This window comes from Pirellulales bacterium (assembly GCA_035939775.1).
Classification (GTDB): Bacteria; Planctomycetota; Planctomycetia; order Pirellulales; family DATAWG01; genus DASZFO01.
In genome coordinates this window covers 26,586-47,558 of sequence record DASZFO010000101.1, presented here as the reverse complement: position 1 = coordinate 47,558, position 20,973 = coordinate 26,586, and the positions used below count along the sequence as shown (strand labels likewise).

The 20,973-nt window shown below is 61.8% G+C and carries 17 protein-coding genes; 8 read left to right on the top strand and 9 right to left on the bottom strand.

Going from position 1 to position 20,973, the window contains the following annotated elements:
* Both VGY55_06380 and VGY55_06375 read right to left on the bottom strand, forming a co-directional pair.
* The coding region (locus VGY55_06380; protein HEV2969599.1) for an ABC transporter permease at positions 1-1,234 on the bottom strand (1,234 nt) is incomplete at its 3' end.
* An 82-nt stretch (positions 1,235-1,316) separates the two neighbouring features.
* The gene (locus tag VGY55_06375; protein HEV2969598.1) at positions 1,317-1,994 is read right to left on the bottom strand and encodes an ABC transporter ATP-binding protein; all 678 of its coding nucleotides are present in this window, start codon (positions 1,992-1,994) and stop codon (positions 1,317-1,319) included.
* Positions 1,995-2,324: 330 nt separating this feature from the next.
* On the opposite strand from VGY55_06375, the gene VGY55_06370 reads away from it, so the two are divergent.
* Complete coding sequence (locus tag VGY55_06370; protein ID HEV2969597.1) at positions 2,325-2,648, top strand: DUF6793 family protein; 324 nt, start codon at positions 2,325-2,327, stop codon at positions 2,646-2,648.
* A 5-nt stretch (positions 2,649-2,653) separates the two neighbouring features.
* Here VGY55_06370 and VGY55_06365 read toward each other — a convergent pair whose 3' ends face one another.
* Together VGY55_06365 and VGY55_06360 are read right to left on the bottom strand one after the other, a co-directional pair.
* On the bottom strand, positions 2,654-4,261 hold the full coding sequence (locus VGY55_06365) for a DHA2 family efflux MFS transporter permease subunit (GenBank protein HEV2969596.1): 1,608 nt from the start codon (positions 4,259-4,261) through the stop codon (positions 2,654-2,656).
* Between the two features lie 23 nt (positions 4,262-4,284).
* Positions 4,285-5,931, bottom strand: coding sequence for an HlyD family secretion protein (locus VGY55_06360; GenBank protein ID HEV2969595.1), 1,647 nt, complete (start codon positions 5,929-5,931; stop codon positions 4,285-4,287).
* A 227-nt stretch (positions 5,932-6,158) separates the two neighbouring features.
* Here VGY55_06360 and VGY55_06355 point away from each other — a divergent pair, with 227 nt between their 5' ends.
* The 4 genes from VGY55_06355 (at position 6,159) to VGY55_06340 (ending at position 9,739) form a co-directional block, all read left to right on the top strand.
* The gene (locus VGY55_06355; GenBank protein ID HEV2969594.1) at positions 6,159-6,656 is read left to right on the top strand and encodes a phosphatidylglycerophosphatase A; all 498 of its coding nucleotides are present in this window, start codon (positions 6,159-6,161) and stop codon (positions 6,654-6,656) included.
* 60 nt (positions 6,657-6,716) lie between these two features.
* Positions 6,717-7,589 carry a bifunctional methylenetetrahydrofolate dehydrogenase/methenyltetrahydrofolate cyclohydrolase FolD gene (gene folD / locus VGY55_06350; protein HEV2969593.1) on the top strand — a complete coding sequence of 291 codons (873 nt, stop codon included), beginning with the start codon at positions 6,717-6,719 and terminating at the stop codon, positions 7,587-7,589.
* A gap of 171 nt (positions 7,590-7,760) precedes the next feature.
* Entirely contained in the window at positions 7,761-8,828 is a 1,068-nt protein-coding gene (locus VGY55_06345; protein HEV2969592.1) for a site-specific DNA-methyltransferase, read from the top strand.
* Positions 8,829-8,845: 17 nt separating this feature from the next.
* Positions 8,846-9,739, top strand: a complete 894-nt coding sequence (locus VGY55_06340; protein ID HEV2969591.1) for a NotI family restriction endonuclease — start codon at positions 8,846-8,848, stop codon at positions 9,737-9,739.
* Positions 9,740-10,003: 264 nt separating this feature from the next.
* Here the strand turns inward: VGY55_06340 and VGY55_06335 are convergent, their stop codons facing one another.
* The 5 genes from VGY55_06335 to VGY55_06315 all read right to left on the bottom strand — a co-directional run bounded on the left by VGY55_06335 (position 10,004) and on the right by VGY55_06315 (position 15,337).
* On the bottom strand, positions 10,004-10,708 hold the full coding sequence (locus VGY55_06335) for a hypothetical protein (protein ID HEV2969590.1): 705 nt from the start codon (positions 10,706-10,708) through the stop codon (positions 10,004-10,006).
* A gap of 270 nt (positions 10,709-10,978) precedes the next feature.
* Positions 10,979-14,260 carry a carbamoyl-phosphate synthase large subunit gene (gene carB, locus VGY55_06330; GenBank protein ID HEV2969589.1) on the bottom strand — a complete coding sequence of 1,094 codons (3,282 nt, stop codon included), beginning with the start codon at positions 14,258-14,260 and terminating at the stop codon, positions 10,979-10,981.
* Positions 14,261-14,415: 155 nt separating this feature from the next.
* Positions 14,416-14,706, bottom strand: a complete 291-nt coding sequence (locus VGY55_06325; protein ID HEV2969588.1) for a hypothetical protein — start codon at positions 14,704-14,706, stop codon at positions 14,416-14,418.
* A gap of 64 nt (positions 14,707-14,770) precedes the next feature.
* Entirely contained in the window at positions 14,771-15,025 is a 255-nt protein-coding gene (locus VGY55_06320) for a hypothetical protein (GenBank protein HEV2969587.1), read from the bottom strand.
* Positions 15,026-15,085: 60 nt separating this feature from the next.
* Positions 15,086-15,337 (bottom strand): hypothetical protein, encoded by a 252-nt coding sequence (locus VGY55_06315; protein ID HEV2969586.1) that lies wholly within the window; start codon positions 15,335-15,337, stop codon positions 15,086-15,088.
* 593 nt (positions 15,338-15,930) lie between these two features.
* On the opposite strand from VGY55_06315, the gene argH reads away from it, so the two are divergent.
* The 3 genes from argH (at position 15,931) to VGY55_06300 (ending at position 20,908) form a co-directional block, all read left to right on the top strand.
* A complete protein-coding gene (gene argH / locus VGY55_06310) occupies positions 15,931-17,373 on the top strand; it encodes an argininosuccinate lyase (GenBank protein ID HEV2969585.1) in 1,443 nt (480 codons plus the stop codon).
* Positions 17,374-17,423: 50 nt separating this feature from the next.
* Positions 17,424-19,724 carry a hypothetical protein gene (locus tag VGY55_06305; GenBank protein HEV2969584.1) on the top strand — a complete coding sequence of 767 codons (2,301 nt, stop codon included), beginning with the start codon at positions 17,424-17,426 and terminating at the stop codon, positions 19,722-19,724.
* Positions 19,725-19,861: 137 nt separating this feature from the next.
* Entirely contained in the window at positions 19,862-20,908 is a 1,047-nt protein-coding gene (locus tag VGY55_06300) for a sigma-54 dependent transcriptional regulator (GenBank protein ID HEV2969583.1), read from the top strand.
* The last annotated feature ends 65 nt before the right edge of the window (positions 20,909-20,973 follow it).

The window sequence follows — 20,973 nt, the reverse complement described above, 5'->3', positions numbered from 1 at the left end:
CGGCGCCGTCCAATTCCACGATCGACTTGAGCCGAAAACTGGCAGTCCGCTCGCGCGCCTCGCCGTGCAGGCTCTCCGGCTCGAAGTATTGAATTTGGACTGTGTCGCCGCGCTTGAGTTTTGCTCCCTGCGTTGCCATGTCGACCGCCGCCCAGCTATTGAGAACGATTTCGTCGTCCTTGAGCGGCTCGATCTCTTTGTTCTCGCGGTCGAGAAATGGCCCGAGCGGCGGTTTGGAACGAATGTCGAGCGCGGTCACTGTGGAGTATGGAATCTTCGCCTTTCCGTTCGACGCAAGAATGTAGTTCGCCAAATATGTGAAGGTCGGTTGGCCGTCGAGATCCCCGAACGCTCGCTGGGCGGCGCGCTCAATCGGCTCGTCCAACATCATTCGGTCAGTTGCCAGGTTGAAGTAGCCTCGTGGGGTTTCTCGGAGCGACAGCCCATAATCAGCCAACTTCGGGTGCAAGGCTCGCTGGAGCAATTCGTCGTCGGCCGCCGGCGGCGAATCGCTGGGTCGGTCAATGCCCGCAAGGATCGCATTGACGCGGTCGGGCTGGTCGAGTGCCTTCTGCAAGGTCGCGAGGGCGACGTACGCGTTGTACGGAAGCTGCTGCGTGGGGCGCAGGCCGAACCGGCCCAGCCCGGTCGCCGGAATGATCGCCGATATCTTGAGGGCTGGCAGCGAGCGGACCGTTTCCGTCTTGCGGCCTAGCGCGCTTTCCGCGGGGATGTCGCCGGGGAGCGGCAGTCGCACGATCACGTTGTCGCCGACCTTGGCACCCAGCTTCTCGGCCAGTGATTCGTTGAGCACAATCTGGCCACTCTCAAGCCGCGGGTGCGGTCCCGCCGGATCAAAATCCCAGAAACCGTCGCTGCATCCGATTACGGCAACCTGGCCCGCCGATCGCCGCGCCGCGCCGCTTCCGTGAGCCACTGTCGCTTGTAGTAAGATGGCCGGCCGTGCGATGATCCGCGCCTCGGGGCGCTCGGCATCGCGATACGCTGAAATCTCTTCAGCCAGCGCCGCGCGAAAGAACCGCGGCGTGACGAGCGCCGCGTCGATTCGCCCGAGCCGATCCAGTGTGAGATGCCGCAGGCTGCCGCGCACCGAATCGCCGACCAATAGCGCCCCGGTCAGCACCGCCGTGGCCGCCATGACCCCCAGCGCCACGGCGACGTGAATTCGCCGATGAAACACCAGGCTGCGGACTATAAAGCGGGAGGAAGACAAAGCGGTTAAGTACGAAGTACAAAGTGCGAAGTACAAACGTTTAGCCGCGCGCCGCCAGGCGAGCGCGGCGGTTAGCGGCCCATCAATTGCGCTCCTTAAGTTTTCCCTCATCAAGTTCCATCCGCCGCTGGAACATCGCGGCCAGTTCCATGCTATGCGTGACGGCGATCATCATCGTCTGCTCCTGTTCGTGCAGCTCCAGCAGCAGTTTCGCGACGGAGGAGGCGGTGGTCCGGTCGAGATTGCCTGTCGGCTCGTCGGCCAACAGCAAGATCGGCTTGCGAATAAGCGCCCGCGCTACCGCCACCCGCTGCCGCTCGCCGCCGGAAAGTTCCGCCGGGCGATGCTCCAGCCGCGCCGCCAGCCCGACGCGATCGAGCAGCATTTTGGCCCGCTCCAGATCGCCATTATTCGTTGCACCTTGCGCTAGCGTGGGTAGCAGCACGTTTTCCAGTACTCTGCACTGCGGCAGCAGATGGTGATCTTGAAAGACGAAACCGATCCGTCGGCTGCGGAAATCGGCCAGTTTCGGCTCGTCGAGTACGAACGGGTCTTTGCCATCCAGCCGCACCTCGCCGGAGGTGGGGCGGTCGAGCGTGCCAACGATGTGCAGCAGCGTGCTTTTCCCTGATCCGCTCGGCCCGAGAATTGCCAAATTCTGCCCGGCCGACAATGCCAGCGACACCCCGCGCAGCACTTCGAGCGACTCGGCCCGAGCCGGAAACTGCTTGGTCAAATTAGAAACAGCCAGTTCGGGCATGGCAGAGTCGGCGAGATTTGCTGATGGGCGTTTGCGGTATTTCGGATTGGCGGATAGTTCCAGTAGCCGGACATCGCAGATTGTAGCCGCTGTTCGCGCTCAACAGCTACCCTCAGTGCAAGTTGGCAGATGGCAGTGGCCGGCTAAGCCGCAAGCGATCCCCGGCCGTCTGCCGATTGTTGGGCTGGCCCCCTTCCAGCGTGCGTTGACGAAACTCGCCCCCCGCATTAGATTTTTGTTTAGGGCCACCCGCCATGTCTGACGCCCTTTTAGCTCGGCCGCCGCTGACGGCCGCTGGTCATCAACGCTTAGCGCATGAGGGGATTCGCCATGCCACTATTTGAAGTCGAAACGGAAGGACACATTATCATCACTTGGGCGAGCGACGAGGATTCGGCCACCGGCGTGGTCAACGAGGCGTATCCAAGTGAACGGGTGATTCGACTGACCAAGCGCCCGCGGGATACCTGGGTCATCTCGAAATCGGCCCTGGGGATCAACGGGCGAATCGACCCTTGCAACACCGCCCGCGACTGCCTCTCAAAAGCCGCCGGCGACAAAGTCCACGCGATCCGGCTCTACATGCACGAAACCGGGACCGATCTGGAGCGGGCCCGCAAGGTGATCGAATCGAATATGGTGATGGGCTGGTAGGCGACTCACTCCGCCGCCAAATGTTGCCCCGCCTCTGCCGCGGAACGGCGCATTAGCAGTACGAGCGGGATCAGAATCAAGGCCGCAATCGAGAAGAGCCAGAAGCAATCGAAGTAGGCCAAGGCCGAGGCCTGTTGGTCGCGGACGTTGGCCAGTTCGGCGACCGACATCAAGCGCGACAACGCCGGATCGCCGGTTTGCTGAAGGAAATAGCCTTGCGCCTGACGGCCGAACGAGGTCACGGCCGGATTGAGCGGATCGAGGAATTCGCCGAGCCGCAGGGCATGGAATTGAGCGCGGCGCTCCTGAATCGTCTGGGCGAGCGACGTGCCCACGCTGCCTCCTTCGTTTCGCAATAGCGAGAACATGCCGACCGCCGCCCCGCGCAGCGCCACCGGCATGTATTTGTAAGCCGCCACATTCAGCGGGGCGAAGCAGAACGAGAGCCCGATGATCATCACCACCCGCGGCCAGATGATATACATCGGGCTGATCTGCAAATTCATCCGCGACATCCAGTAGGAGCCGGCCGCCACGAGCAGCAGACCGAAGGCGATGAGCCCGCGGGCGTCGAACCGCCGACCGAGCAGAAACCCGACGATCGGCAACGTGATCACGGCGAAAATGCCCGATGGCGACATTACCAGCCCCGATTGCAGCGCATCGTAGCCGAACAGGGTTTGCAAGAGGGCGGGGAGCGAGGTGCTGGCCCCATACAGCACGGCAAAGATCGAGAAAATAATCAGCGAACAGATTGCGAAATTCCGGTTGGCGAACGGTCGGAAATTGACCAGCGGCGCCGGCCGCCGCATCTCCCAAATGAACAATCCGACGGTCGCGATTCCGAAGAGTGCAGCCAAGGTTTGCACGCGGCCGAACGGATCCCCCAGCCAATCCCATTCCTGCCCCTTGCTGAGCGTCACTTCCCAGCAGACCATCGCGATCACCAGCAAGCTTAGGCCGATCGTATCGAACGGCTGCGGGTTCTTCCGCCGCTCGGCTCGCAAGCGCTGGAGATACTCAGGATCGCGGGCCACGGCATAGCAAGCGACCGCCGCGATCATGCCGATGGGCAGGTTGATGTAGAAGATCCAGCGCCAGGAATAATTGTCGGTGATCCAGCCACCGAGCGTAGGACCGACAATCGGCGCCATCAGCCCCGCCACGGCGTAGAGCGTCATTGCTGATCCCTGCTTCTCCGGCGGAAACCGGTCGAGCAGGATCGCCTGGCTGCTGGGCTGTAATCCGCCTCCGCCGAGGCCCTGCAGTACGCGGAAGAGAATCAATTGATTCAGGCTTTGAGCGGTGCCGCACAACACCGAGCTGACCGTGAAGATGCAGATCGATAGGACGAAATAATTCCGCCGGCCGAGTGTCGTCGAAATCCAGCCCGAGATCGGCAAGATGACCGCGTTGGCGGCGAGGTAGCTCGTAATGACCCATTCGCTGTCGGTTGCTGAGGCGGAAAGCCCGCCGGCAATATAGCGGAGCGAAACGTTGGCGATCGTCGTGTCGAGAATCTCCATGAAGGTCGGCACGATGACCGCGCAGGCGACGATCCACGGGTTCACCGCAGGGCGCTCCAGACTCGGAGACAATGCGATGGTGCTCACGTTGCCTCCCTTGCCGACCGGGGCTATTTCATGGGCGATTGCGGCAGCGGCAATCCGGTAGGCGCCGGCGCAGTCGGCAAGTCAGCCGCCGGCGGCCGCGACGGGCCGGCCGGAATCGCAGCGCCGCCGGCGCCGGTCGAATTCGGCGCGACGCTTTCGACTGCCGCCGCAACCACGTGCGGCTGAAGGAATTTCCCCGCCTCGGGGCCCGTCGGCTGTTCGTTGACGTGAACATACGGCGTGACGGAAAGCCCGATGAACAGCGGGCTGTCCTCCGGGTTCGGCTCGACGAGATCGATTCGCACCGGCAATCGCTGCACGACTTTCACGAAGTTACCCGTGGCGTTCTCCGCTGGCAAGAGCGACAGCGTCGAGCCGGTGCCCATCGTGAAGCCCGAAACCCGCCCCTTGAACACGCGGCGGCCAACATACATATCGACAACCAGGTCTGCGGGCTGGCCGATTCGCAGCCAATCGAGCTGCGTTTCCTTGAAATTGGCGTCGATCCAAATCTCGGTCAGCGAGCGGACGGCCATCAGGCCTTGGCCCACTTGCACATTATTGCCGGGGTTGACGTTCCGTCGCGTGACGACGCCGTCGATGACCGCGTAGATTTTGCAGTAGCTGAGATTCAGCTCGGCCTGGTCCAAGTTGGCCTGCGCCATCGCCACTCGGGTCTCGGCCTGCTTGACGGCCGGCGCACCGAGGAGCAGTTTTTCGTAGATTCGATTCACGTCGGCGCTGGGATCGCGGCGCATGAACTCCTCGATCGTCCGCTTCGGAGTAAGTTCGTACGACGACGGATAAACTCCCAACAACGCCGCGCTTTGAATCATGGCATACAGGGCCTCGCGCACTGCGGAGGCAGTTTGATCGAGGTCCGGCGGGACCTGGCTCAAGTCCTTTCCATCAGGCGGCTCCCGCGGCAAGCCGAGCGACGCCCGCGACTGATACACCTCTTCCAGCGCTTCGTTCATGTCGGCTTCCGCCACGCGAAAGGCCGCCTGTCGCTGGTCGAAGTCCTCTTGAGCGATGGCCCGCGATTCCACGAGCTTCTTGCCGCGCTCGTAATCGGCCTTGGCCCGGGCGAGCGTGGCTTGCTTGGTTGCAAGCTGCGCGACTTTGGCCCGCAGCAACGCAATCTGGTTGTCGATGTCCTCGATGGTGTGCTGGAGCTTGAATCGCAGGCTGCGGGCTTGGGCCGCGTAACCGCGCACTTGCGATTGGGCGCCGGCCAGGTCGGTCTTGGCGGCGTCCAATGCCGCCTTTTCCAATTCGACCTGCACCTGATACGGTTTCGGGTCCAATTGAACCAGCAAATCACCGGCGCGAACACGGTTGTTGTCATCCACCAGCACCTGCGTCACTTGCCCTGCCACGCGCGGGGCGACAAACGTCACGTGTCCATTGACGTAGGCATCGTCGGTGGAGACCGTGGTCAGGGCTTCGCGAATCATCGGTATGCCGACCAGGACGAGAATCGCGATCCCGATGACTGCCGCTCCGGCGATGAGCCACTTTCGGCGTCGGTGCCGCCGGGGCGTTGCAGAAATTGCAGCGGCATTGCCGTCAGCTTGCGATTGCGGTGAAACTACTGGGTGCGGCTCGATACTCGGCGGCATGGCGGGTTGCGGCGACGCCACGGCAGGTTGAATCTGGGCCTTCGCCATAAGTCGCTCCAACGCACGACGATTGACATCATTCTAGTCGCTGCTCAAAATCCGGCTAGCCGATTGCCGGACGTATTCGGCGAAATGACGGTGCCTATTGTATCCGCAGACGCACCTGTGGCGACTTGAACCCCAAAAATCGCGTCCCTCCTCTTTCTCATCGCTCTAACTGCCGGTAGCATCCGGCTATGGGCGCTTATGGAAAAAGTGAAAAGCCGACCGGACCTGTGGACTGGCGGGCGCTGTCAGTCGTGCTGGCGACCGGATTTTGGGCCGGGCGAATTCCTTGGGCGCCGGGCACCTTCGGAGCGCTCTGGGGCTTGCCGCTAAGCTGGGCGATCAGTTTTCTGCCGGAGATTTGGTTGCAGGTTGCCGCGATCGTCGCGATCAATCTCGTCGGCATTCCGCTTTGTACCGCCGCCGCGCGGAAGTTTGGCGGCGTGAAAGACCCGGGCGCGATCGTATTCGACGAGATCGCCACGATGCCGATCGCCTTTTTTCTCGTGCCTCGGATCGCGCTTCAACAACCAATCATCCTCGCCGCGGGTTTCGCGCTGCATCGTCTGTTTGACATCACCAAGCCGCCGCCGGCCCGGCAGCTTGAGCAACTCCCCGACGGGTTGGGAATCATGGCCGACGATTGGGCCGCCGGCGCCTACGCCTGCCTCGCCCTGCACGCGCTGCATTGGGCAGGCGCGTTTGGCTCGCTCTGGCTCAGGGGATGACGCCCTGGATCGCGGCGTTAGAATGAAGCGGTCTTTCACGCCCCGATGAAGGTTGTATCCGTGACAGCGGTCCTCCTCAACGGCAAGCAGCTTGCCGAACAGATTCAGACTGAACTGACCGCCGAGGTCGCGGAGTTTGTCGCCAACAGCGGCGTGACGCCTTGCCTTGCGGCCGTGCTGGTTGGCGACAACCCGGCGAGCGAGGTTTACGTGCGCAACAAACGGCTCGCCTGCCAGCGGGTCGGCATCGAGAGCCGGCTTCATCGATTGCCGATTAGCTCCACGACGGACGAGCTGCTGGCGCTAATTCAGCAGCTTAACGAAGGACGCGACCCGGCGGTGCATGGAATCCTCGTCCAGACGCCGCTGCCGCCGCAGGTCGATGCGAACACAATTCTCTCGGCCGTCAGCCCGCTGAAGGATGTCGACGCGTTTCATCCGGAAAACGTCGGCCTGATCGCGCAAGGCCGCCCGCGATTTTTCCCCTGCACGCCGTACGGCATTCAGCAGTTGCTCGTGCGCAACGGGATCGAGACGGAAGGCCGACATGCCGTAATCGTCGGCCGCAGCGACATCGTCGGCAAGCCGATGGCCCTGATGCTGATGCAGCGCGGGCCGGGCGGCGACGCGACCGTGACCGTCTGCCATAGCCGCACTCCGAATCTGGCCAAGATCACCCGGCAGGCCGATATCCTGATCGTGGCCATCGGCAAGGCCCGGTTCGTTACAGCCGAAATGGTTAAGCCCGGCGCGGCGGTGATCGACGTGGGAATGAACCGCATCGACGGCAAGCTTTGCGGCGACGTGGATTTCACCGGCGTCAGCCAAGTGGCCGACCACATCACGCCCGTCCCCGGCGGCGTCGGCCCACTCACCGTCACGATGCTCTTGCACAACACGCTGATCGCGGCACGCGAGCAGAGCAAAAAGTAATCTCTGCCGTCGCGCGGCAACTCCTAACTCTCGACGCTTGTGGCCGTGACAACGGCGAAAGGACTGAAGCTCACCGTCGAGACGGCCTCTTAGTTGAAACCCGTGCGACTTGGACGCTGCGGAGACACGTGGTATGTTGTCCATTGAAATCCCGACGACTGGGCTACATCGATGCTCCAAAACGCCGCCCGACTCGACTACGGACACGAGTTTAGGAATTACCACGACATCGCGTCATATCGGCCGCTGTTTTTGTGCGGCGACTCGATCGACGTTCTTCGTGATTTTCCGGCGGAGTCCATCGATTTCTGCATGACTTCGCCGCCGTACTGGGGACAACGGCAGTATGCCTCGGTCGGGATCGGCGAAGAGGTCAACTTCAAGGATTACGTGCGCGACTTGTCGGCAGTCTGCGGCGAAGTGAAGCGTGTGCTCAAGAGCAGAGGCTCGTTCTGGCTTAACATCGGCGACACGTATCAGGACAAACGGCTTCTGGGTCTTCCATGGCGAGTCGCTTTGGAGTTGACCGACAACCAGGGTTGGCTGCTCCGCAACGATGTGATCTGGAACAAGGTCAAAGGCGGCCCAGACAACGCCAAAGACAAGTTGCGGAACATTCACGAATACGTCTTTCACTTCACTAAGTGCAAGTCGTATTTCTACGACGTGGATGGTATCCGATCGAACCCCAAGACGAGCAGGGTCCGTAATGGCGCGGTCGTTTCAGCTACTGGCGTCAGCGGCGTTCGATATCGGCGTCAGATCGAACTGTCGACGGCGCTCTCCGAAGCAGAGAAGGGAAATGCCTTCGGCGCGCTGGAAAACATTCTTCACGAGATTTTGGAAGGAAAATTGGCCGACTTTCGCATGATAATCCGCGGCCAGCAGCGCGCTACCCATTCCGACTCGGAAAGCGTGTCGGGCAGGGCAAGAGAACTTCGCGAGAAGGGCTTCTATTTTCTGAAATATCACCCGATGGGGAGCAAACCCAGCGACGTCTGGGATATTATGCCGGAAGACACGCAGAAGCGCGAATCTCATTTCGCTCCGTACCCCGAAGACCTCTGCAAGATTCCGATTCTTGCCACGTGTCCCGACGATGGGATCGTTCTTGATCCGTTCTGCGGCACGGGGACGACGAACCTCGTAGCGTTTCAGCTTGGACGCAAATCCGTGGGCGTCGACGTATCGGATGAGTATGTCAGGTTCGCACAAGATCGTTGCAAACTCTTGCTTTGAGCCGGCATCCCTCGAATATGGCACAGACCGATTCGAACAAGGTCTTGGAGTTGTTCGGAAACTCCACGCGGCGAAACCATAATTGGTCACAGATCGTCCAGCAGCAGCGGTGCCCGTTTTCTGCAACCAAGTGCTTCAAGGTTCGCAAGAGCGACCCCGATGTTTCCATCGGCACTTGCTCGGTCCGCTATGGGAAGGGCGATCAGGATATCATCATTTGCCCGAACAGGCTGTTGGAACGCCGACAGGTTTTCACCGATTGCCTTCACTTGCTAACCCAGCACGATCCGGGCAACGAACTGCATGTTGTCCCTGAAGTTTCGATACCGGGCGGCAGCGTTGATTATTTCCTGGTCTCGGTCAAAAAAGGCAAAGTCAAGGATTTCGTCGCCATTGAATTTCAGACGCTCGACACGACAGGAACCGTGTGGCCCGAACGGCAAAGGCTCTTGAAGGTGCTGGGAATCAAAGCCTCGCGAAAGGACGTGAATTCTCGCAAACCTTTTGGCATGAATTGGAAGATGACGGCGAAAACGATCCTTGTTCAGCTTCATCACAAAGTCGATACGCTGGAACACATTGGCAAACACCTCGCCTTGGTGATCCAAGACTGCCTTTTGGAATACCTGCAAAGCCAGTTCAACTTTGCACACCTGACGAATGTGCGCGTCGGCGACACGATGCACATCCATTCGTACAAAATGGAGGAAGGCGACGGCGAATTCAAGATTCAACTCGACACACGTCTCAGCACCGACGCGGCCGGCGTTGCTGAGTGTTTGGGTATTCAGGCGGAAACCAAGATCGAGCTGGAAGCGATCGTCGCCGAACTTGAGAAGAAGATTTCCGCCAAGACGCGGCTGACGATCGATGCGCCAATTGCGCCGGTCGCTGAAATGCCGACCGAATGAATCCCCAACGGCCTTCTGGGTCATCCCGCCCACCGCTGGCGAGAGCAATGGCGACTCTCGCTACCAATCGCGGGCGAGTTGAGCATAACGCGGTTCAAGCTGCCTTATCTCATCGCAGAACGCCTCCACGCCCGGTGGCGAGCCAAACGCAATCGTGTACTCGATGGTGGGCTTCTCCCGCGGATTGCAGTCGCAAATCTTTTGAAGAAACTGAAATAACTGGTGAACGGCGTCGCGCACAGGGTCCGACCAACCCAATTGATGCTAATGTAGCGATTGCAGGTCTTTCGACGTAAGGATTCCTCTGGCCTCGCGCTCGAACTTGACGGTCTCTTGATAAAAACGAGCAAGCGACTCAACCGTTGCCAATATCTCCTTCGGGTCCGCAGCTCTTTCCGGCGTGGATTGGAGCGCGCGAGGGAAGTCCTGAACCAGCAATTTCGTGGCGACCGAGACCATTCGCTCTAAGGTCTCAACCCGAGTTGACGCCCAGCCCCTGTAAGCGTCAATTGTCGGCGGCTTTTCGAGCCGAATAAAGGCGCGACCGGTTTCCACCTCGATCAACTCGCGTACTAAGGGCCCGAGCCTTTCGGCCAGCAGTGCCATCGCAAGCCGAAACTGCCATTTCGGTCGTCGGCGATGAGCGATCAGAGCGGCTCGGCGCGATACGTCCTCGAAACCATCCAGCACTCTTTGCCAGTAGAAGTAACCATTCCAAAGAACCGAAAAAAAGAACGATGCACCAAGCAACGCCCAATAGTAGCGCCAGTCGTGGGTGCCAACGCGGGCAAAATACAGTGGAATATCCGCCAAGGTCCACAGGGCGCAGAAGATCGAACCTGCCGCGAGCACAATCGGAACCGGGTGCTTAACGAAATCCCACAGGTGGCTCGGAACTGCCTTATACGTGAATTCAAACTTCCCTTGGAACGTATTCCTTTCCGTGCTGCTTTCCGTAATCGTACCCATCGTCCGCCCCATTCCTTGACTCTCTGTACAGAGGATTCGAAAGAGGCGGCGAGTGATAACAACGCCTCCCGTCCCTTCCGCCCGACACCATGTTTGAGCTTTCGCACGACAGAATCCTGCCGATCAGTGTTCAACCCGCGAACCCAATGCACGCTCTTTCCGGGCTGTATCGCGCGAGCAAGATACACGAACCCAGTTCTCCCTTCGGTTCAGAAACGTTGTTCAGTGACTATGCATTCCGATTCCGCCCGAAAACTGATCTATTCCGGCCTAAGAGCCCGAAACCTGGGAAAACGGCTCCGCCTTCACAAACCGATCCTGCAGCGCTTGCACCGTCATTTCTTCCTCGCGCAGCGCTTCCATCGCTTTGACGCAGGCGTCGGCCGCCGGGATCGTGGTGATGCAGGGCACTCCGTGGGCCACCGAGGCGGCGCGGATGCGGCCTTCGTCGGTGCGGGCGCCTTTGCCGCGCGGCGTGTTCATGATGAGTTGCACGCGGCCGTCGATGAGGTGATCGATCAGGTTCGGATGACCCTCTTGCAGTTTCTTCACGTGCTCGACCGGGATCCCGTCCTGCTCGATTCGCCGAGCCGTCCCCTCCGTGGCGATGAGTTGGAAGCCCATCGCCACCAGCCGCGCGGCCAGGCCAACCATGTGTTCCTTTGCCGCCGGCGAGGCGACGCTGATGAAGATTCGGCCTTCCTTGGGCAACAGAATCCCGGCGGCCAACTGGCTCTTGGCGAAGGCGATCGAGAATCGCTCGCTCACGCCCATCACTTCGCCGGTCGAGCGCATCTCCGGGCCGAGCACGATATCCACTCCCGCGAATTTCGAGAAGGGGAAGACGCTCTCCTTCACCGACACATGGCTCGGGATCGGATCGCTCGTGTAGCCTTGCTCGGCGAGCGAGATGCCGGCCATCACTTTCGCCGCGACCCGCGCGACCGGCATCCCCGTGGCCTTGGCCACGAACGGCACGGTGCGGCTCGCGCGGGGATTCACCTCGAGCACGTAAAGCACCTGACGGCCATCCTCGCGCTTGATGGCGTATTGCACGTTCATCAGTCCCACGACTTTCAAGCGCCGGGCCATGGCCACAGTCGCTTCGCGGATTTCGTTCAAGATCGGCCCGGCCAGGCTATAGGGTGGGATCGCGCAAGCGGAGTCGCCGGAGTGAATGCCCGCCTCTTCGATGTGCTCCATGATCCCGGCCACGATCACCTGCTGGCCGTCGCAGATCGCGTCGACATCGACCTCGATCGCATCTTCGAGAAAACGATCGATCAGCACGGGCTGCCCCTGAGCGACGATGAACGCCTCGGCCACGAACCGCTCAAGCTGCGATTGGTCGTAACAGATTTCCATTGCCCGGCCGCCGAGCACGAAGCTGGGGCGCACCAGATTCGGATAGCCGATCTTGGCGGCCTCGGCGCGAGCCTCGTTCATCGTGCGAGCGATGCCGTTGGCCGGCTGTCGCAGGCCGAGCCGCTGGAGAAGCCGCTGGAATTTCTCGCGGTCCTCGGCGTCTTCGATCGTATCGACGCTGGTGCCGATGATCGGCACGCCGGCCGTGGCGAGCGCCCGCGACAGATTGAGCGGCGTCTGCCCGCCGAACTGCACGATCACGCCGTCCGGATCCACGCGATCGACGATGTTCAGCACGTCCTCGGTCGTGAGCGGCTCGAAGAAGAGCAAGTCGCTGGTGTCGTAGTCGGTGCTCACGGTCTCGGGGTTGCTGTTGACCATGACCGACTCGATCCCCATTTCGCGCAGAGCGAAGCTGGCGTGGCAGCAACAATAGTCGAATTCGATCCCTTGGCCGATGCGATTCGGCCCGCCGCCAAGGATCATGATCCGCTTGCCGCCGGGCGGTTTCGGAGGCGTCTCGTCTTCGTCCTCGTAGGTCGAATAGTAATAGGGCGTGTAGGCCTCGAACTCGGCGGCGCAGGTATCGACCGATTTGAACGTGGCGACGATCCCGCGGCGCTTGCGCTGGGCGCGGATATCCATCTCGGAGCAATTCCAGATCGTGGAAAGCTGCCGGTCGGAGAAGCCGAACTGCTTGGAGCGGCGGAGCAGCGCGTCGGTCACGCTGGCCGCGTCGTCGTACGTCCGCAGCTCGTTTTCCAGCTCGACGATCTGCTCGAGTTCGTCGAGAAACCACGGGTCGATGTGCGTCAAGGCGTGAATTTCCTCGACCGTCATGCCGCTCTTTGTGGCATAGCGGAGATACCACGCGCGGTCGGCATTGGGCGTCGCCAGTTTGGCGCGGATTTCGCCGATCGAAGGCTGCTGCGGCGTGCCCCAGAGGTCCTTGCCGTCGCAGCCGAATCCGAAGCTGCCGACCTCCAGCCCACGGAGCGCCTTCTGGAACGACTCCTTGAACGTCCGCCCGATCGCCATCGTCTCGCCGACGCTCTTCATTTGCGTGGTGAGCCGGGAGTCGGCCTCGGGAAACTTCTCGAACGCGAACCGCGGCACCTTCGTCACCACGTAGTCGATCGTCGGCTCGAAGCAGGCCATCGTCTCGCGCGTGATGTCGTTGGGCAGCTCGTGCAGCCGGTAGCCGACCGCCAGCTTGGCGGCGATCTTGGCGATCGGAAAGCCGGTGGCCTTCGACGCCAGCGCGCTCGATCTGCTCACCCGCGGATTCATCTCGATCACTATCATCCGCCCGGTCTGCGGATGGATCGCGAATTGGATATTCGAGCCCCCCGTCTCGACGCCGATCTCGCGGATCACTGCCAGCGACGCGTCGCGCATCCGCTGGTATTCCTTATCGGTGAGCGTTTGGGCGGGAGCGACCGTGATCGAATCGCCAGTGTGCACCCCCATCGCGTCAAAATTCTCGATCGAGCAGATGATGACGACGTTGTCGTCGGCGTCGCGCATCACCTCCATCTCATATTCTTTCCAGCCGACGATCGATTCCTCGATCAGCACCTCGCTAATCGGGGAGGCATCGAGTCCGCGGCTGACGACCGAATCGAACTCCTCGCGATTGTAGGCCAGATTCGAGCCGCTGCCGCCGAGCGTGAAACCAGGGCGGATCACGCAAGGCAGGCCGATCTCCTTGAGCGTCTCGCGGGCGGCGGCCAGACTATGCACCGTCCGGCCGTGGCAAACCTCCAGCCCGATCTTTTCCATCGCCTGCTTGAACTGCTCGCGCTCCTCGGCCTTGGCGATTACGTCGGCCCGGGCGCCGATCATCTCGACGCCGAATCGCTCGAGCACTCCGTTGCGGGCCAGGTCCATCGCCAGATTCAAGCCGGTCTGGCCTCCGAGCGTCGGCAAAATGGCGTCGGGCCGCTCGACCTCGATCACCTTGGCGACGATCTCCCAGGTGAGCGGCTCGATGTAGGTCCGATCGGCCATGTTCGGGTCGGTCATAATGGTGGCCGGATTGGAATTGACCAGCACCACCTCATACCCCTCTTCGCGCAGGGCTTTGCAAGCCTGCGTGCCCGAATAATCGAACTCGCAGGCCTGACCGATCACGATCGGCCCGGACCCGATGAGCAGAATCTTGTGAATATCGGTGCGACGAGGCACGTGGGGATTCCTTGAGGTCGCTTCGCAGGCGCAGGGCGGCATTGCCGCCATCCATTATGCGCTTGGACGCAAGTAAAATCCCACGAAGTTACCACAGAGAGCGCTGGGACTTCAAGGGGCGCGGAATCCCGATGATGATGCCGGTGGCGGGTTTGTCAAGGAAAAAACCGGGCATGGTCGCTAGTGATGCCGTGTGCCAGAATGCCTATTCCGGCCAGCCAAATCCACACAGCCATGCCACAGAGAGCGCCAACGATTGGCCTCGCTGCGACAACAATTCCGAGTACACCCCCGATGATTGCGAAGATTGCGACCCAAAGGAGATAGCCGAGAACAAAGTCCGGATCATCCCTTTTATCGAGCATGGCGAGTTCCCATGCGCCGACGCAGAAGACGGCTGTAGCCGCGAACGTCCGACGCATCGAGAACTGGATTGGCTTGCTCATCGCCCCATTATATCACTTCGCCAAGACGCGAGCCCGTTGGCCGAGCGACATACGCCGTCGCCATTCATCGCGTATACGGGATCAGAATGCTGCCGATAATCCCCACTAGAGCGCCGACGCAAGCGCCCTTGATCGAATTGCCCGCGATAAGGCCGATGACAGCCCCGCCGGCGACGAAGAAGCCAACGAAGAGCACGACCGGATTGACCGACCGATCGAGCCTCGAGGCAAAGAACAACACGGCCAACTGCGCCGCCATAGAAACCAGCGCCACTGTGCCGAACATCTGCCGCATCGAGAACTGGACGGGTTTGCTCATTTCCGCATTGTATCACGCCGTCGATGAGCCGACTCGTTGACCAATCCACGGGCAGCAACGTCAGCCGCGCGGCGGCCGCTTGCGGCGTTTCCCGTTCTCGCCGTTTCGCTTGGGGAGCGAATCGAGCGACACGATCAGAAGCGGCTCAATGATCGACCAAGAATTGTCCTCGTCAACCACCAAAACCAAGCGGGGCCCGACGGCGACGAATTCCGGATGCCTCACCGGCACCGTGCGGCCATCTGCCAAACGGATTGCAAACTGTTGAAATGGTTCCCGGCGAAGTGCCGACCGCAAACCGTCTATGTTCATCTCACAAACCTCTTGCTGAGCCAATCACCGGGACTACGACAATGCCAGTCATTATTCCCAACTGAGCGCCCATGTAAGCGCCCCTGAGCGGACTGCCCGTAATGCGGCCGAGCGCCGCCCCACCAGTGGCAAAACACCCAATGTAGAGCAGGACCGGATATGTTACTTGCGGATTGGTCCTCTCAGCGATGAACAACATTGCCAGTCGCGCTGCCAAGGCGAGCAGCGCCACAGCGCCAAGCATCCGGCGAACTGAAAACTGCAATGGCTTACACATGCCCGCATTGTAGCATCGCGAGGTGTTGGCGGCCCGCGACAAACATCTGTGCAAATCTGTCTAATCTGTGGATCAGATCTTTCATCCACAGATTAGACAGAGTTCCACAGATTTGGATGGGAGAGCGAGGGGACGGGTTCCATTGACAAAAACGAAGAGAGGCAGATGAGATCGGTTGTGAGGTCTTACGAGAAAAGTAGCCGCGATTACAGCCGTTTAGCGGACGCCGCCGCGTTGACACCTCGCCGTAAGCCATTTACAGTAAATGTGTTGGCGAAAGTTGATCGTTTTACGAGCATGGTTTTAGGGAGTGAGCGTGGCTGCGAAAGCTTGGTCGGGCGTATTCAGCGAGGCGACGGACCGCCGTGTCGAGCAGTTTACCGAAAGCATCAGCTTCGACCGCCGCCTCTACGCGCATGACATCCAAGCCTCGATCGCCCATGCCCAAATGCTGGTCCAAGTTGGCCTGCTCACTGCCGCTGAATGCCAAAAGATTGAGCAGGCTTTGGCCGCGATTCGCCAAGAGATTGAGCAAGACCGATTCGAGTTCAAAATCGAGTTGGAAGACATCCATCTGCACATCGAGCGGGCACTGATTGACCGGCTCGGCGACGTCGGCCGCAAGCTCCATACGGCCCGCAGCCGCAACGACCAGGTCGCGACCGATCTGCGGCTCTGGCAGCGCGAGGCGATCGACCAAATCGACCGGCGGCTCGTCGAATTGCAGCGAGCATTCGTCGGCCGCGCGAAGCAGGACGCCGGCTGCATCCTGCCCGGCTACACGCACCTGCAACGTGCCCAGCCGGTGCTGGCCGCTCACTATTGGCTGGCGTATTGCGAGAAGTTGGAGCGCGATCGTTCGCGGCTGGCCGATTGCCGGCGGCGGGCGAACGTGCTTCCGCTCGGCGCGGCCGCGCTGGCCGGGACCAGCCTGCCGATCAATCGGCACGACGTAGCCGGGCGGCTCGGCTTTGACAGCGTCTCGGCAAACAGCCTCGACGCGACGAGCGATAGGGATTTCGTGCTCGAGTTCGCCTTCGCGCTCGCCACAATCGCGTTGCACTTGAGCACGTGGGCCGAGGAATGGATCCTCTGGACGACGACGGAGTTCAGTTTCTTGACGCTGCCGGAGGCGTTCTGCACCGGCTCGTCAATCATGCCGCACAAGGTCAACCCCGACGTGCTCGAATTGATCCGCGGCAAGACGGCTCGCGTCGCGGGAAACTTGCAGGCCCTGATGATGCTCGTGAAAGGGCTGCCGCTGGCGTACAACCGAGACCTGCAAGAAGACAAGCCGCGGCTGTTCGATTCGTTCGACACGGTATCGGCCTGTTTGGAATTGGCCGCGCCGCTGGTGGCCGGGGCGGAATTGAACCGAGCGGCGATCACCGAGCGGCTCGACCGAGGCCATCTCGACGCCACGACGCTGATGGAAGAAATGATCCGCCGCGGGCTGCCGCAGCGAACGGCCCACGAGGTGGTCGGCCGGCTGGTGCGCAAAGCGCTCGACCGGGGCGTGCGGCTCTCCGATCTGGCGGCCAGCGAATTCATCGACGCGCATCCGAGCTTGGACGCGAGCGTCAAAGAGGTGCTGGGCGTGGAGCGAGTCATCGCGCGGTTCACCAGCTACGGCTCGACCGCCCCGGCGGAAGTCGAGCGGCAAGTCGCGGCGTGGAGAGAGAAGTTGCAAACGTTTAACCCGGAGCCAACGGCGACGGCGATCCCCGCCATGACGCCCTCGCCGTTGGCTGGGGGTTAAACTACGGACATGAACGAGGGTGGCGCAAAGGCACGCTGGAAATCGACACCATGAAATACAACCATCGCACCATTCTTGCCGTGATCGCGGTCGCGGCAACGCTGGCAACGGCCGCAGCGCTCCGCGCCCAAGACGAAAAGGCCGCTACTGGTCAGCCCGCGGCTGAAAAGGCGCCGGAGAAGGCCGCGCCGGAGAAGAAGGCCGGGGCGGCCGGCGCCAAAGCCGCAGCCCTAGGCGAAGCTGCCGCCGCGGCGCATCCGCCAAATCCGGCGGTCGATACGATTGTCGAATCAAAGCCCAAGACGCCTCAAGAGCTGGTCCAAGCGGCCATCTTGCTTTCGGAACTCGATCGGGCCGATTTGGCGAAGCAGTATCTCGACCAACTTCTCACTGCCAAGCCGAACGCGGGGACGCTGGCCGATCTCGCGCGGCAATTCGGCAGCGGACCGCTCCTGCAAATGGCCGGCAATAAATCGCTGAACCCTCAAGCGCAGCAAGTGGCCGACCAGATTCTTGGCGCCGCGGCCGCCGAGCGCCGCGATCCGGCCCGATTGGCCGCGTTTGTGAAGCAGCTTGGCGATCCGTCGCCGGACTTGCGGCTCACTGCGGTGACGGCCCTGCGGAATTCCGGACCGCGGGGGGCGCCGCTGTTGCTCTCGGCGCTCGCCGATCCGGCGCAGGCGAAGATTTGGCCGCTGGCGCGCGAAGCGCTCGTCGGCATTGGCTCGGCCGCGGTTGCGCCGTTGGTCGCGGCGATCGACGCTCCGGATGCTCGGCAGCAAGTCGAAGCGATCAGGCTCTTGGGCGAGATCGGCCCGCCAGAAGACGCCGTGCCGTATCTATTGGTTCCTTATCTCTCGCCGAAGACTAACTCCGCCGCCCGCCGCGCGGCTGAAGAATCGCTCCGGCAGCTTGTCGGCGTGTTGCCGAGCAAAGCGGAGGCGGTGATTCTGTTGAACCGCGAGGCGCGGGGCTATCTGGAGCACGAGCGTCCGCTGCGCGGAGACGAGAGCGAAAACGTCGCCATCTGGCAATGGGACCCAGCAGTGAAGCAATTGGCCATGGCCGAGTATCCGCCGCGGCGGGCGGCGGCTTTCGTCGCGGCCCGGCTAGCGCGCGACCTGTTCGAGTTGGATCCGGATTCCGGATCCCATCGCCGATTATATCTCATCAGCCTTTTGGAATCGGCGGACTACCGAGCGGGGCTCGATAGTCCGCTGCCGACCGGCCCCCGCACGGACTACGACCGGGCGGCCCGCCTGGGAGTCGACGCGCTCAACGACGCGCTCGCTCAGGCGCTCGCCACCGGTCACACGGCGGCCGGGAAAGGGGCGGCGCAAATCCTCGGCGACATCGGCGACGTGCGGCTGCTCACGCGCGACGGCGCGAACCTGTCGCCGCTGGTGCAGGCCCTGCGGTCGAGCGATCGCCGGCTCCGCGTTGCCGCGGTCGAGGCGATCATGAAGCTCAAGCCGACGGCGCCGTTTGCCGGTTCAAGCTACCTGACCGACGCGCTGGCCGATATGGCCGCCGCGACCGGACATCGCCGCGCGGCGATCGCATTTCCGACGCTCGCGCCGCTTCAAGAACTGGCCGGCATGACCAACGCCTTGGGCTTCGAGTCGGTGACCGCCACCAACGGCCGCCAGCTTGTTGCCGCCGCCACCGAATCGCCGGACACGGAGTTGATCCTCGTCAGCGGGCGGATGAATCGTCCGGCCACATTCGAACTCGTGCAAGAGCTGCTCCGCGACCCGCGCACGGCCGACGTGCCAATCTGCGTATTGGCCGAACTCGACGAGCGCGATTTGGACCAACAGGTCTACGAGAAATTCCCTCGCGTGTTCGTCGCAACGCGTCCGCCGAGCCTCGATGCGATGAAGCCGATCGTCGCGCGGGGCGCCGAAATCGCCGGCGACCGATTCGTGCCGGTCAAGCTGCGGCAGCAGCAGGCGGTGCAGGCCCTCGATTGGCTGGCGGTCTTGGCGACGCTACCCCCCGACATCGCGGACGTGCGGCACTACGAGCCGGTGGTCGAGCGGGCGCTCTATTCGCCGCTGACGGCGCCGCACGCCGCTGCCGTCATGGCCCACCTAGCGACGCCGTCGTCGCAGCGGTCGCTGATCGACTTGGCCAGCCTCGCGACGCAGCCGCTGGCGGTCCGCCGCGCCGCCGGGGCCGCCTTTCGCGATAGTGTTCGTGAATTCGGCCTGCGCCTCAGCCCCTCGGAAATCCTCCGCCAATACGAGCGCTACAACCAAAGCGCTCAGCAAGACAAGGAAACGCAGCAACTGCTCGGCGCCGTGCTGGATGTGATCGAGAAGAAGAAGGGACTGGGGGCTGGGGGTTAGGGACTGGCAAATCCGCAAGCGGCATTCTTTCGTAGCGACAAAACAATGACGAACAGCGATCGCCTTAATCTCTCACCGACCGGCCGCTGGGCGACGCCTCTTCCCCAGCCCCCAGTCCCCAGCCCCTAGCCCCGCCTATGTCACCGCCGATCAAAGGGATCATCGGCTCCGGCGCGGCGATGACCGAGGTCTATCGGATCACCCGTCAGGTGGCCCGATCGAACGCCTCGGTCTTGCTGCTCGGCGAGACCGGTACGGGCAAGGAGCTGATCGCCAAGGCCATTCACCAGCTCAGCTCGCGGGGGACCGGGCCGTTCGTGCGCGTGAACTGCGGGGCGCTGAGCGAGAGTCTGCTCGAAAGCGAGTTGTTCGGCCACGTTCGCGGCTCTTTCACCGGGGCGATCGCCAACCGCACTGGCCGCTTCGAGGCGGCCCACACCGGCACGATCTTTCTCGACGAAATCAACTCGACCACTCCCAAGCTGCAAGTCAAGCTGCTCCGCGTGCTGCAAGAGCGCGAGTTCGAGCGCGTGGGGGACACGCAGACGATCCGCGTCGATACGCGCGTGATCGCCGCCAGCAATCGTGAGTTGTTGGAAGAGATCGAGAAGGAGACCTTTCGCGAGGATTTGTATTACCGATTGAACGTCGTGCCGATCCATCTCCCGCCGCTACGGATGCGCCGCGAAGACATCCCCGAACTGGTCGGCCATTTTCTCAATAGCTACAACGAAGAGAACGACCGCTATGTGGTCCACATCGAGCGCAAGGCGCTCGAGGCGCTGCAGGATTATCACTGGCCGGGAAACGTGCGCGAGCTGCAGAACATCGTCGAGAGGGCCGTCGTGATGGCCACCGGCGACGAGCTGACCTGCGAACTCCTGCCGCCGGCCGTGCTCGGCCAATCGCGCCCGCGGAGCGGCCGGTTCCGCGCCGCCGATTTGGAAACGCTCACCTGCGAACTCGTCCACCAGGGCCTTTCGACCGCCGGCCCGCAGGAAGACGCCCTGCACACGAAGATCGTCAACCGCGTCGAGCGCGAGCTGATCGCCCAGGTGATGGCCTCCTGCGACAACGTGCAAACCAAGGCCGCCAATCGCCTCGGGATCAACCGCAACACGCTGCACAAGAAACTCAAGGAATACGGCCTGGAAGGGGCCGAGCAAGGACAGAATGAGGAATGAAATTGGCATTCTTCATTCCGTGTTCCTCGTGATGATAGAATTACCCGTGGGACTCATCCGCTAGC

Excerpts from the sequence above, each read along its gene's own strand:
- VGY55_06375 (HEV2969598.1), bottom strand. The coding sequence starts at position 1,994 with ATGCCCGAACTGGCTGTTTCTAATTTGACCAAGCAGTTTCCGGCTCGG.
- VGY55_06360 (HEV2969595.1), bottom strand. The coding sequence starts at position 5,931 with ATGGCGAAGGCCCAGATTCAACCTGCCGTGGCGTCGCCGCAACCCGCC.
- VGY55_06300 (HEV2969583.1), top strand. The coding sequence starts at position 19,862 with ATGTCACCGCCGATCAAAGGGATCATCGGCTCCGGCGCGGCGATGACC.
- VGY55_06320 (HEV2969587.1), bottom strand. The coding sequence starts at position 15,025 with ATGAGCAAACCCGTCCAGTTCTCGATGCGGCAGATGTTCGGCACAGTG.
- VGY55_06340 (HEV2969591.1), top strand. The coding sequence starts at position 8,846 with ATGGCACAGACCGATTCGAACAAGGTCTTGGAGTTGTTCGGAAACTCC.
- VGY55_06335 (HEV2969590.1), bottom strand. The coding sequence starts at position 10,708 with ATGGGTACGATTACGGAAAGCAGCACGGAAAGGAATACGTTCCAAGGG.
- VGY55_06305 (HEV2969584.1), top strand. The coding sequence starts at position 17,424 with ATGAAATACAACCATCGCACCATTCTTGCCGTGATCGCGGTCGCGGCA.
- VGY55_06315 (HEV2969586.1), bottom strand. The coding sequence starts at position 15,337 with ATGAACATAGACGGTTTGCGGTCGGCACTTCGCCGGGAACCATTTCAA.
- VGY55_06325 (HEV2969588.1), bottom strand. The coding sequence starts at position 14,706 with ATGAGCAAGCCAATCCAGTTCTCGATGCGTCGGACGTTCGCGGCTACA.
- VGY55_06370 (HEV2969597.1), top strand. The coding sequence starts at position 2,325 with ATGCCACTATTTGAAGTCGAAACGGAAGGACACATTATCATCACTTGG.
- VGY55_06345 (HEV2969592.1), top strand. The coding sequence starts at position 7,761 with ATGCTCCAAAACGCCGCCCGACTCGACTACGGACACGAGTTTAGGAAT.